This window comes from Streptomyces sp. NPDC091282, assembly GCF_044757385.1.
GTDB lineage: Bacteria > Actinomycetota > Actinomycetes > Streptomycetales > Streptomycetaceae > Streptomyces > Streptomyces gramineus.
The window spans coordinates 233,481-245,665 of sequence record NZ_JBIVUX010000002.1 but is presented as its reverse complement, the minus strand read 5'-3'; the positions used below and the strand labels follow the sequence as shown (position 1 = coordinate 245,665).

10 protein-coding genes and 1 pseudogene are annotated in these 12,185 nt (G+C 68.5%); 6 read left to right on the top strand and 5 right to left on the bottom strand.

From position 1 onward, the window contains the following. Positions 1-4 precede the first annotated feature (4 nt). Together ACIQOE_RS08245 and ACIQOE_RS08240 are read left to right on the top strand one after the other, a co-directional pair. The gene (locus ACIQOE_RS08245) at positions 5-1,291 is read left to right on the top strand and encodes an MFS transporter (protein ID WP_401410483.1); all 1,287 of its coding nucleotides are present in this window, start codon (positions 5-7) and stop codon (positions 1,289-1,291) included. Between the two features lie 205 nt (positions 1,292-1,496). After that, a complete protein-coding gene (locus ACIQOE_RS08240; RefSeq protein ID WP_351313632.1) occupies positions 1,497-3,080 on the top strand; it encodes an FAD-dependent monooxygenase in 1,584 nt (527 codons plus the stop codon). A 111-nt stretch (positions 3,081-3,191) separates the two neighbouring features. Here the strand turns inward: ACIQOE_RS08240 and ACIQOE_RS08235 are convergent, their stop codons facing one another. Continuing rightward, on the bottom strand, positions 3,192-3,818 hold the full coding sequence (locus ACIQOE_RS08235; protein WP_365559525.1) for an alpha/beta fold hydrolase: 627 nt from the start codon (positions 3,816-3,818) through the stop codon (positions 3,192-3,194). 432 nt (positions 3,819-4,250) lie between these two features. Here ACIQOE_RS08235 and ACIQOE_RS08230 point away from each other — a divergent pair, with 432 nt between their 5' ends. Together ACIQOE_RS08230 and ACIQOE_RS08225 are read left to right on the top strand one after the other, a co-directional pair. After that, entirely contained in the window at positions 4,251-4,895 is a 645-nt protein-coding gene (locus ACIQOE_RS08230; protein WP_401411539.1) for a fasciclin domain-containing protein, read from the top strand. Between the two features lie 139 nt (positions 4,896-5,034). Beyond that, positions 5,035-5,544 carry an SRPBCC family protein gene (locus ACIQOE_RS08225; RefSeq protein ID WP_365559523.1) on the top strand — a complete coding sequence of 170 codons (510 nt, stop codon included), beginning with the start codon at positions 5,035-5,037 and terminating at the stop codon, positions 5,542-5,544. Positions 5,545-5,587: 43 nt separating this feature from the next. Here ACIQOE_RS08225 and ACIQOE_RS08220 read toward each other — a convergent pair whose 3' ends face one another. Continuing rightward, on the bottom strand, positions 5,588-6,244 hold the full coding sequence (locus tag ACIQOE_RS08220) for a hypothetical protein (RefSeq protein WP_401410480.1): 657 nt from the start codon (positions 6,242-6,244) through the stop codon (positions 5,588-5,590). A 251-nt stretch (positions 6,245-6,495) separates the two neighbouring features. On the opposite strand from ACIQOE_RS08220, the gene ACIQOE_RS08215 reads away from it, so the two are divergent. Continuing rightward, positions 6,496-7,059 (top strand): hypothetical protein, encoded by a 564-nt coding sequence (locus ACIQOE_RS08215; RefSeq protein WP_401410478.1) that lies wholly within the window; start codon positions 6,496-6,498, stop codon positions 7,057-7,059. An 896-nt stretch (positions 7,060-7,955) separates the two neighbouring features. Here the strand turns inward: ACIQOE_RS08215 and ACIQOE_RS08210 are convergent. Further along, positions 7,956-8,732: an SGNH/GDSL hydrolase family protein gene (locus ACIQOE_RS08210; RefSeq protein ID WP_401410476.1), complete on the bottom strand. Its 777-nt coding sequence runs from the start codon at positions 8,730-8,732 to the stop codon at positions 7,956-7,958. A 539-nt stretch (positions 8,733-9,271) separates the two neighbouring features. After that, positions 9,272-9,445: pseudogene (locus ACIQOE_RS08205) on the bottom strand (pirin-like C-terminal cupin domain-containing protein); the annotation flags it as partial. A gap of 111 nt (positions 9,446-9,556) precedes the next feature. On the opposite strand from ACIQOE_RS08205, the gene ACIQOE_RS08200 reads away from it, so the two are divergent. After that, a complete protein-coding gene (locus ACIQOE_RS08200; protein ID WP_401410474.1) occupies positions 9,557-10,684 on the top strand; it encodes a tyrosine-type recombinase/integrase in 1,128 nt (375 codons plus the stop codon). A 316-nt stretch (positions 10,685-11,000) separates the two neighbouring features. On the opposite strand, the gene ACIQOE_RS08195 is transcribed toward ACIQOE_RS08200, so the two are convergent. Then, positions 11,001-12,128: a tyrosine-type recombinase/integrase gene (locus tag ACIQOE_RS08195; RefSeq protein WP_401410472.1), complete on the bottom strand. Its 1,128-nt coding sequence runs from the start codon at positions 12,126-12,128 to the stop codon at positions 11,001-11,003. Between the last annotated feature and the right edge of the window lie 57 nt (positions 12,129-12,185).

Sequence of the window (12,185 nt, the reverse complement as noted above, 5' to 3'; positions counted from 1 at the left end):
CGGGATGCTCGCCACGCTCGCCGCCCGCGGCTTCCGCCGCTACCTGCTCGCACAGCTCACCTCGAACGTCGGCACCTGGATGCAGCGCGCCGCCCAGGACCTGCTCGTCCTGGACCTCACCGGCGACAGCGGCCGCGCGGTGGGCGTCGTCACCGCGCTGCAGTTCCTGCCGCAGACCCTGTTCGGCCTGGCCGGAGGCGTCCTCGCCGACCGGTTCCCGAGACGGCGGCTGCTGCTCCTGACCCAGACCGCCATGGCGGCGCAGTCGCTCGTGCTGGGACTGCTGACCGTCAGCGGGGCGGTGGACCTGCCGTCCGTCTGCGCGCTGGCCTTCGCGCTCGGCACCGCCACCGCCCTGGACGGCCCGGCCCGCAACGCGTACCTCTGCGAACTGGTCGCCCGCGAGCACCTGGCCACCGCGGTCTCCCTGAACTCCGCCCAGTTCAACGCGGCCCGCGTCCTCGGCCCCGCCCTCGCCGGCCTGGCCGTCGCCGCCTTCGGCACCGGTCCCGTGTTCCTGGTCAACGCCGTGTCGTACCTGGCCGTCCTGTACGGCCTGGCCACCGTCCGGACGGCCGGACCCGGCGAGACGGGCCACCGTACGCCCGGCCGGCCCCGGCTGTCCGACGCCTTCCGCTGCGTCGCCGCCACCCCGGACCTGCTCCTGCCGGTCTGCGTGATCGCCGTCGTCGGCACCTTCGGCCTGAACTTCCAGGTCACCATCTCGCTGGTGGCCGTCACCGTCTTCCACTCGGGCGCCGCCGCCTTCGGCTGGCTCTCCGCCGCCTACGCCCTGGGCAGCCTCGCCGGCGCGATCCACGCAGCGGGCCGCGCGCGGCCGCCCACCCGGCGACGGCTGATCCTCGCCACCGTCGTCTTCGGCACACTGGAGTCGGCACTGGGCCTCACGCCGGACTACGGCACCTTCATGGCGCTGCTGGTCCCCACCGGCTTCGCCGCGGTCACCGTGACCGCCACGGCGAGTTCGCTGATCCAGCTGCACGCCGACCCGCGGCTGCGCGGCCGCGTCCTCGCCGTCCACCTCCTCGTCCTCCTCGGCGGCACCCCGATCGGCGCCCCGCTGGCCGGCCTGACGGCGGACGCCCTCGGCGCCCGCACCGGCCTCGTCCTCGCCGGCGCCGTCTCGGCGTCCTCCGCGCTCGCGCTGTCCGCCCTGGTCACGGCACGGACCCGGCGGCACACCCGGACCACCCCGCCCTTCCCCTTCGCCGCCGACGCGGTACCGGCCGCCGTCCCGGAGACCCTTCCCGGCCGGGACGGGTCCGGCTGACGGCCCGGGCACCCTTCCGCGCGCCCGGAGCGGCATCCGCAGCGGCCCCGATACGGCATCCAGGCGATCACTCGGGCGTGACCGGCCGGGAGACGGCCCGTGATGGGGGAGAGTCCTCCAGGGAGGCGCTGGTACCGCTCGCGCCCCGGACCCTGGAGGAGGCGGTCGTATGGTCGGCAGTGGAGACGGCGACGAACATGTACCCGTGCTGATTGCCGGGGGATCGCTCGTAGGACTGTCCGCGTCGTTGTTCCTCGGACGCCTGGGCATCCGCCACCAGGTCGTCGAGCGCCGTACCACCCTGTCGGGGCACCCGCGCGGCCGGCGCACCAACATGCGGACGATGGAACTCTTCCGGACCGCGGGCATGGAGCCGGCGATCCGGCGGGCGGCGGGAGCCCTCTCCCACCACCGGGGCATCCTCCGCGTGGACACGCTCCACGGCGAACACCGCGAATGGCTGCAGGCACCGGTCTCCGGCAGCCCCCCCGAGCACGGTCTGTGCTCCGCGGTCCGCTGCGACTGCCCGCAGAACGACCTCGAACCGGTGCTGCTGCGGGGCACCCGGGACCTCGGCGGGGACGTGCGGTTCGCCACCGAGCTGGTGTCGTTCACCCAGGACGACGACGGGGTGAGGGCCCTCGTGCGCGACACCGCGTCCGGTGCGACCCGCACGCTGCGCTCGGACTACCTGCTCGCCGCCGACGGAGCACGCAGCACCGTGCGCGAGCAGCTCGGCATCGGGCAGACGGGACCCGGGGTCCTGTTCCACCGCATCAGCATCCTCTTCCGCAGCACGATGCTCCGCGAGATGGTCGGGGAGGACCACTTCGTCCTGTGCTACATCACCGACCCCGCGGGCCAGGGCGTGCTGCAGCCCGTGGACGACAAGGAGCACTGGGTCTTCCAGCTGCCCTGGCTCCCCGAGAAGGGGCAGACGGCCGAGCAGTTCACCGACGAGGTGTGCGCCGAGCACATCCGCGCGGCGGCCGGAACACGTGACCTGGACGTCGAGATCACCAGCAAGGCGCCCTGGTGCGCCGCGGAGCGGCTGGCGGACGTCTACCGGGACGGCAGGGTGTTCCTCGTCGGCGACTCGGCGCACGAGATGCCGCCGACCGGAGCCTTCGGCGCCAACATCGGCATCCAGGACGCCCACAACCTCGCCTGGAAGGTCGCCGCCGTGCTGCGCGGCTGGGCGGATCCGCGGCTGCTCGACACCTACGAGGCGGAGCGCCGGCCGCTGGCCAGGACCATCAGCGCGCGGTCGACCTCGCAGGCCCGCAGCGACCAGAACTCCGGTTACGCCGCGAGGAAGTCGGCGGGCTACTCCGAGGTGCCGATCACGGTGGCGCTCGGCTACCGCTACACGTCCTCGGCGGTGGCCGGCGACGGCGGACCCGTCGTCCCGGACCTGCTGCGCCTGTGCGCCGACCCCGGCTCCCGCGCCCCGCACCTGCCGGTCGTGCACGGCGGCGAGGCCATCTCCACGATCGACCTGTACGAGGACTCCTTCGTGCTGCTCAGCGGGCGCCAGGACTGGTCCGAGGCGGCGCGCGGGACGGCCGCACGGCTCGGCGTGCCGATCGAGGCCCGCCTCATCGGCCGGGGCCCGGCGTACGACCTCGACACCGGCGACGGCCCCGACTGGTGGGAGGCGCACGGGACGACGCCCGACGGCGCGGTCCTCGTCCGCCCGGACGGCTTCGTGGCCTGGAAGACCGACGACGCGCCGGCCTCCGACGGACAGGACCTGGACGGGATCGTCCGCCGACTGCTCGGCCGCTGAGCGCCGCTCCGCCACCCGTCCTCGTCCGGCCCTGCGCACCCGGGACCACGAGGCGCCGGCGCCTTCCGGGACCCGGGTGCGCCGGCGGCCGCACCCCGCCGGTCGCCGTGCCTACAGGAAGATCGGCCCGGGGGACAGGCAGCTCGCGGCGGCCCGGCCCGTGAGCTGCCCGCCCGGGTGCAGGAGGCCGCCGACGAGTTCGGCGACGGTGCGGTGCCAGAGGGGGGAGCGGCGGAGCATGGCGTGGTCGCCTCGGCGGACCAGGATGATGCCGGCGCGGGTCTGCTGCGTCCGCGCTCGGCGGACGTAGTCGGCGGAAGCGTCTGCACTGGTGATCCGGTCGCGGGTGCCGTGCAGTACGACGGCGCGCTTGCCCCGCAGGTGCCCGGTGGGCTCGCCGGGCGGCAGCCAGGGCGCCAGCGCGACCACGCCGCGCACCTGCGGACGGGATGCGGCGCGCAGTGCCGCCCGGCCTCCCATGGAGTGGCCGATGAGGAGGGCCGGCACCGGTCCCGCGAGCCGCTCCAGCTCGTCGAGCGCGCGGTAGGTGTCCTGGAGCGGATCACCCTGGTTCCATCCCCTGTGGCGGTAACGCACCTGGGCCAGCACGGCGTCCTCCAGGGAGACGGCCGACGCCGCCGCGCGGAGCACGGGGCGCATCCTGAGCGCCGCCAGATGCCAGGGCCGCGAGGTCTGGTAGCCGTCCGACCGCCCGCCGTGCAGGGTGATGACCGCCACCCGAGGCCGCGGCGGGCAGTGCCGGACCCAAAGAGCTGACGTGTCCGGCTTCCCGCCGTGACCTCGCGGCATTCGCATGGCGCCTCTTTCCCGGAAATCTCTGTTCGGCGATTTCTCGCGCTGATAATCCGTGGCCGCCACCGCAACGGCTTGGTGCGTTCGTCCTGCTGTCCCGAGCGGGAGTTGTCCCCTGCGAGGGATTTTTGTCGGCGCTGTATCCGTAGCCGGCGGGGCGGCGGATTGGTCGGGAAAAGGAATTCATCAGATCGGGCGGACGGCCAATCCGGGGAGTCCGCGGATCCGGATTCCCCACGTGTCCGACGAGGAGATCGACTCCTCCGCTCGGTCCGGCTGACCCCGAACGAGATGGCTCATCCCCTCTCATCCCCGTCTGCAGGCGGCACGTGCCGTACGAACAACAGGAGATTCATGATGAACACCCGTATCCGCCGTTCCGCGGTCGTCCTTGCCGCCGCCGCCGTGCTTCCGCTGGCCCTGAGTGCCTGCTCCGACAACAACGGTGACTCCGCGAAGTCCAAGACCTCGGACAAGGCGTCCGCCTCCGGCAGCAGCATGGGCGGCGGTGGCGCGGCCATGGCCGACGCGCCGTTCGGCCCGGCCTGTTCCGGTGTGCCGAAGAGCGGTGCCGGTTCCTTCGACGGCATGGCCAAGGACCCGGTGGCCACGGCTGCCTCCAACAACCCCGCGCTGTCCACCCTGGTGACCGCGGTGAAGAAGGCAGGACTGGTCGACACCCTCAACAACGCCCAGGGCATCACGGTGTTCGCGCCGACCAACGACGCCTTCGCCAAGATCCCGAAGGCGACCCTGGACAAGGTCCTGGCGGACAAGGCCCAGCTCACCAAGATCCTGACGTACCACGTCGTGGGCCAGCCCCTGGCGCCGAAGGACCTGAGCAAGGGGTCCTTCGACACCCTGGAGAAGGCCAAGCTGACCACGTCCGGCTCCGGCGAGTCCTACACCGTCAACGACTCCGCCAAGGTCGTCTGCGGCAACGTCAAGACCGCCAACGCCAACGTGTACATCATCGACACCGTCCTGATGCCGTCCAGCTGACGAGCCGTCGGCGCCCGGCATCCGGCTCCGGATTCCTGTGACGGGGGAGAAGGGCGAGGGGCGGGGCACGTGTCCCGCCCCTCACCTGACATGATCCCTACTCGACAGTAGCCTGAGGTTTCCGGTGAGAGGCAGTGCAGTGACCCGAGTGTTCACCGTGAGCGGCAGCATCGTCGTCGACGTCCCGCCGGAAGCCGTCTACGAGGCCGTGAGCCGTCCCGCCGACATGGGGCGCTGGAGTCCGGAGAACCTGGGCACGACGGGCGAGGCCGCGAGCGGTGCCCTCACGCCGGGCGACAGGTTCGTGGGCCGCAACAAGCGCGGGAGGTTCCGCTGGGTGACGCGTTGCACCGTCACGGCGGCCGATCCGGGCCGCCGGTTCGCCTTTCGCGTCCACGCCATCGGCCGCACCCGTCCGCGCCTGCGCGGCCCGATCGCCACCTGGGAGTACCGCTTCGAGCCGACGGGGGCGGGCACCCGGGTCACGGAGACCTGGACCGACGACCGGCGCGCATGGCCGGCGTTCCTGGCCGGCGCCTTCGACCGCCTGGTCACCCCGGGCAGGACGTTCGCCGAATTCCAGACCCGCAACATCGACACGACCCTGCGCAACCTCAAGCGGGAACTGGAAGACGAACGCGGCGCGTGAACGCCGGGAGGCCGCTGAACGGGCCGCCTTCGCCTCAAGAGGGTCAGCCGCCGCCCGGCGCGGCCTCGTTGCCGACGTACGTGACGAGTCCGCCGATGTTCAGGCCCAGTGCGCAGCCGCGGCGGAAGGACTCCTCGCGCATGCTCGGGGTGTGCTGGGCTTCGGTCATCGCGTACGGCGCGCGGATTCCCAGTTCCACGCCGCACAGACAGACGACGTAGCCGAGACGCAAGGCGGCGGCCGTCCACTCGGGGTCGTGCGGGACCCATGTCCGGGAGTAGATCTCCCCGTCGGGCGTGCGCAGCTCCAGCCGGGAGTAGGTGTATCCGAAGCGCTCGGCCAGTTTCGGCTGTTCGTCGGGTATCTCGTGCAGTTCCCATCCGGGGATCGAGCGCAACTCGGCCCGGCCGGGCGGCAGTCGCTGCATGCCGAACAGGATGGCGCCTTCGAGCTGCGGCTCCTCGGGTGTCTCGTCGCGCGAGCCGCTGTCCGGCCCGACGTACCCGAAGCAGCCCACACCCAGGGCTTCCCGGAACTCGAAGAGGGCGATGGGCATGCGGCGTGTCCCTGCGGGGTCGAGGGTGAGCGTGCCGTCCGCGGTCTCCAGGACCGTCCGGACGACCTCGAGCCGCAGCGCGGGGTCGTCGTTGAACAGGATCCGCCCGAAGTCGTCGATCTGTTCGAACTGATACCCGGTCATCTCCTCCACCTCTCCGCTCGGTCACCGTTCCCCGTCCGCGCAGCAGACGACTGGATGTTGAACCATCCTATTGAAGGATCGTTGAACAATCCATACATTGGAGCGCGTGCACCATCAGGCCGACGGTCGCGTCGAGAGCAGGGGTGAGGGTGAGCGCGGAGGATGCGGGCAAAGGGCAACGGACAGGTGTGGGACGGCGGTTGCTGACGGGTGTCGCGAGCACCGGCACGACGTTTGTGCTCTGCGCGGTCGTGCGTCTGATCGGGCGCACGGCCTTCGTCACGCACGCCTCGTGGATCGACGCGCTGTGCGCGCTGGCGATCCTGCTCGGCTGCGTGCTCCTGTGCACGTGCTGGTACCTGGACCTCAGGTGGCCGCTGTGCGCGGTGTGCCTCTTCGGGGTGCTGATCCTGCAGAACCTGGAACTGGACCAGCAGGAACTGCACCAGCACGGGCGCACCGAACACGTCAGGGTCCGACAGATCGCGTGGTCCGAGGGCGACGGCATGGATCCCGCCGCCCGCCGCTACACGGTCACCGTCCTCGACGGCCCACCGCTGGCCCCGTTCGAGGAGAGGGGGCTCCTGGGCCGGAAGTGGGTGGTGGGCGGCACGTACACGGTCACCGTCGATCCGCGAGGCGGCGCCCCGCTCGGACGCGGGGCCAGGCCCGGACCTCCGGTGATCCAGCGGCTCCTGCAACTCCCGCTCGGCCTCGGCGTGGCCTTCGCCCTGTGGCGGCCCGCAGGCCTGCTCCTGCGCCGCCGAAACGTCCCGTCAGCCGGACTCGCCCGGCCGAGGCGGGCCGTCGAATGAGCGGGGCAGGCATGGTCGTTCTTCTGGCGGTTCTTCGGCAGAGATCTGCCGGGGCTTGAGACGGTGGCTTCCGTGAGCGGAGGCATACTGGCGGCCCGCCGGACACGGCGTCACATCGATCGCCGACGACGGTTCACTGCCGGGCCCGAATGATGGTCCGTCGTCCTGACCGGCCGTCAGGGAAATTCCTCTGCCTCAATTCCTCTCACGTCCACCCGGGCGTTGACCCTCCAAGTGAGGGACTCTCACACTTCTTGTGACCGCCCATTCTGCTTGCTTCACCAGAGTTCTTGAGGAAGCGGCAGACCTGCAGCGCATGGAGGCTATTTTATGCGGAAGAGGAAATTCGCCGGGAGACTGTCTGTCATCGCGGGAGCCATCGCCCTGGCCTGCGTGGCCACCGTTCAACCCGCGTCCGCGGCACTTTACAATTTCGGGTACCTCGGAACACAGGTCCAGGTGGACACCAAGCCGGGCAACGGAGCCCCCGGTTGGGTCTGGGCCTACGGCTCTTCGTCCAGCTGGACATCCGGCGGGAGCATCAACGTCGAATACAAGGACGGCACGATGGAGTCTTTCGGGGTCAACGCGAACGGCACCATCGCCCGAAGCACTACCCGTCCTATATCGGCCGTCCAGCCCTGCACTTTCAGGACGGACAACTGGAGCTGGGAGTGCGGGAACTATTACATAGTCGGCTAACGGCTGACAGCCTCTCTGTCTGAGCTGCGGTTCCCGCTCGGGCACCCCGGAATGGGGATGCCCGAGCGGAAACATTACAGAAACCGCCCAGAAGGCGGCGATGTCTCATCTCCGCGCCGGTGGATGTGGTGTCGCCATCCAGAATTGATCCGAATGGCGACTCGGCAGGACTGCAATCGTCACCAGCCAGGCCGTCAGCGGCGGTGGACCGCGCAGGACAGGGCGCGGGTGAGGGCGGTGGACATGGCGGTCTCGCCCTGGACGTTGGGGTGGGCCGGGGCAGCCGGGGATGCGGTCACCAGCGGTTCGATCCAGCGTTCGCCCGCCGGGTGGCACATGTCGTGTCCCACGGTCGGGGTGTACGTGTCCACGTACCGCGCACCGCTTCGGTGAGCGACGCGGGTCAGCATCGCGTTGAGCTTCTTCTCGGTGTCGCGCAGGTAGGCGAAGTCCCCCGCGGCCAGCGGCACGGTGCTGCTGGTGCAGCCCACGCCGTCGTCCGGGAAGAGGTCCGGGTATCCGACGACCACCACCCGGGCGTGGGGGGCCCGCTGTTGGACGGCGTGCAGCACCGCGGCGACCTTGGGAGCCGTCTCGTCGATGCGGGTGGCGAGCTGGTCGACGCCGTCGGCCGTGAAGTGCGCCTGGCAGGGCGCGCCCGCCGGGTTCGACGACGTCAGGCCGGCGCAGGTGGCCAGGTCGCTGCTGAAGCCGATGTCGTTGCCGCCGATGGTCACGCTGACCACGTCGGCGGTGCGGGTGACCGCGGTCAGCTGCGGCGCCACGCCGCCCTGGGGGCCGCCGATGTCGTCGGTCGTGGCGCCGGAACAGGTGACGTCCGTCAGCCGCCAGTGGTTCTGCCGGGCCGTCTGTGACGGGTAGTTGTGGTCCGAGCGCTTGCACGTGGGGTCCACCTGGTCGGCGACCCCGGGGGCCGACGCGTACGAGTCGCCCAGAGCGGTGTAGTTCACGGTGCGGGCTCCGCCCGTGGCCGCTTGTGTCGGGCCCACACCGGCCAGGCTCAGGACCAGTGCCCCGGATCCTGCGGCCACGGCCATCGCCATGCGGCGGCGCGTGGGCCGCCTCAATGTCATCTGCACTTGTTCCCCTTGTCCTGACACCGCCACCAGGTCGCGTGTCGGAGGCGATCCGTCGGGCGTGCGGTCCACCGGCCCGGCCGGCCGGTGGGCGCCCTCCTGATGCACGTGATCGGGCGTCACAATGGTTCACCGTGCGAGGCGTAGGGAGCGGTGCGGGGTGTGGATGCGGCCGGCGCCTTTCCCGCGGGGGCAGGCGAGGTGATCGTTCAGAGCGAGGGAAACTCGGCATCGGGTCAGCATCCGTCCTGGCAGAGCCGCCCGCGGATGCCCACACCGTGGAATCGTGAAGCCCCTCAGGGGCAGGCGCTTGTGCACAGGCCTCGGGAGGGACTTCCGTCAGTTATGTCATGGTGTGAAGGACCGAAGGACGGCGGTGGCGGCCAGGAGTCGGAATCCAGGGTGCTGCCTGCTCAGCGGGTCCGTCCGCGCGGTTTGAGTGGTGTCGGCGGCAGCGCCGGTGCCGGCAGCGGAGCCCCGTCGTACCCCTTCACCTCGCCGAAGCGCGATCCGCTCGTCCAGTCCTCGCGCGCCTGCTCGATCTCCTGCTGGGTGCGGGCGACGAAGTTCCACCACATATATGACTCCATCACAGTTTCCGCAGGTCAGCGACCTTCCGGACGGCTGCCGGTCAGCGAAAGGTCAGCATCGGTCGCGGGAGTTGGTTTGGGATGGCGCAAGGTTCGTTGCCGAGGGGGATGGGGTCGTTCTTCAAGGAGTGTGGGCATCCGCAGTCGCGGTGGCCCAAGTGCCCTCACTCCTACAAGATTCGGTACCAGTCGGCGGGAGGCAGACAGGCGGAGGAATCCGGGTTCGCGGACAAGGACGCCGCCCTTGAGCGTTTGACGGAGGTCTACAACGAGAAGAAGGCGGCAAGGCGGTCGGAGACCAAGGCCGAGCGCATCCGGAAGTACGGGGCGATGCGCTTCGCGGACTACACCGAGGACTGGAAGGCTGGGCAGCGCCACCTGGCTGCCCAATCGGTCAAGCATCTCGACTCGCTCCTGGAGCACCACATCTATCCCGCGTTGGGCAGTCGGCGGATGAACTCGTTCGACCACAAGGTGGTGGATGCCTTCATTCGCACCATGGAACGCAGCGGCGCCGGCCTTGCCACCCAGTCCAACGCCTTCGACAAGCTGCGCGCGATCCTCCTTGACGCCCATCGGCTCGGACTCTTTCCGGACAACCCCGTTGCCGGGGTCAAGGCGCCGCAGTACGACCCGGCGCGGGCTGTCATCCCGTCGCCGGAGCAACTCCGCGCGATACGCACTGCCGGCGATGATGCGTTCACGTTGGTCGTCGACATGATGAGTGGCTGTGGACTGCGGAACGGCGAGGCGTTTGCAGTGAACCTCAAAAACCTGGTAGCCGACGACGTGTATCGCATCCGCGAACAGGTCGTTATGTCTACGGGCCAGTACGGGCCCCTCAAGCACCGGAAGACGGGGGAGTACCGCGACGTTCCCCTGCCGGTACGGGTCAGAGAGACCATCGAGCGGTACGCCGACGGGTACGGGACGGTCGATGGCTACTTGCTTCGGCAGCCGACCGACCCCAGTAAGCCGTTCAAGCACTACGCGATGGACAACCAGTGGCGGCGTATCAGGGCGTCGGGCGCGGTAGACATCCCCGAGGGGATGGTGCTCTACGGGAACCGCCACTTCTTCGCGTCCAACTGCCTCAGCAACAATATTCCGATCACCGATGTCGCCGAATGGATGGGACACAAGAACATCGACGTCACGTTCAAGATCTACCGACATCTCATGCCCGGCTCAATTAGCTCTGCTGCCCAGATCCTTAACGCCGCCCTCGTCGCGTGAACGGATGGGCACATAAGGATGTGGTTGGTCTTGCGTCAGAGCTCAGGTTTCATTCGCTGCGTTGCTGTAGATGGACCACGAAGCGGGGATCAGCGTTGGCTGATCCGATCCGATCCTTGAGTAGCAAAGGCTGAGCTCTTGCTTATCGGGGCGGCCAACTATGCATGGAGGAAGGAGGATTGTACGGTGGGCAGCGAGCGCGGGTGATGCGACGACGTGGCGGTGCCACCTTCCGGTCTTCTCTGCATTGTTGTGTGAAGGTGTGTTCTCAAAGTTTTTTTTGTTTGAGCCGCTCTCCCGCGCTTCTCCATAACTGTTAGGCGGCGAGGTCAAATTCGAGTACCCTGGCGGCTGCACTGATCGAGCCGGGCATCAAGTGCCGATAGATTTTGAAGGTGACGTCAATGTTTTTGTGACCCATCCACTCGGCCACGTCCGTGATGGCGATGCCATGGGTGAGGCAGTTCGAGGCGAAGAAGTGACGGAGCCCGTAAAGCACCATCCCCTGGGGGATATCAGCATGACTTTTCTCTTTGATGCGCCGCCATTGATTGCTGAGACCGTAGTAGGGGAATGCCCGAGTTGGATCCTTCGGGTGGCGTAGTAGGTAGCCGTCGACGGTTCCGTGCTCGGCGGCGTACCGCTTAATGGTCTGCTTGACTCTCGCTGGCAAGGGTACGTCGCGGTAGTTGTTCGGTCTACGGTGCTTGAGGGGGCCATACCGCGCGGTGGTCTGGTTGACTTGCTCCCTGATTCGGTAGACGTCGTCAGCCACAATGTTGTCGAGGTTGACGGCGGCCGCCTCGCCGTTCCGTAGGCCGCAGCCACTCATCAGGTCGACGAACAACGTGAAGACGTCATCGCCGGCAGTGCGTATCGCGCGGAGTTGCTCCGGCGACGGGATGACAGCCCGCGCCGGGTCGTACTGCGGTGCCTTGACGCCGTTGAAGGGGCTTTCGCTGAACAAGCCCAGTCGGTGAGCGTCGAGGAGGATTGCACGCAGTTTATCGAAAGTGTTGGACTGGGTGGCTAGGCCGGCACCGTTGCGTTCCATTGTCTGAATGAAGTCCTCAACTACCTTATGGTCGAAGGAATTCATGCGCCGACTACCTAGCAACGGAAAGAGATGATGCTGGAGCAGGGAGTCTAGGTGGCGTATGGAAGCCGGGCCCAGATCTCGCTGGCTGGCCTTCCACTCGGTGGCGTACTCATCAAAGCGCATCATTCCGTACTTCTGAATACGCTCGAACTTTGTCTGCGAGTGGTGCGTCGTGTGCTTTTCGTTATAGATCTCCGTCAGGCGATGGACAGCTTTCCCCTGGGTTGTAAAACCAGACTCTTCCGTCTGTCTTCCGGTTATTGACCTGTACCGGATGGTGTAGGGATGAAGGCACTTGGGCCACTGCGTCTGTGAGTGTTCACACTTCTTGAAGAAGGAGCCCATGCCGCGAATCAATGAACGATGCAAATGAGATGTGTCCGATCATCGGAGTGTATATTG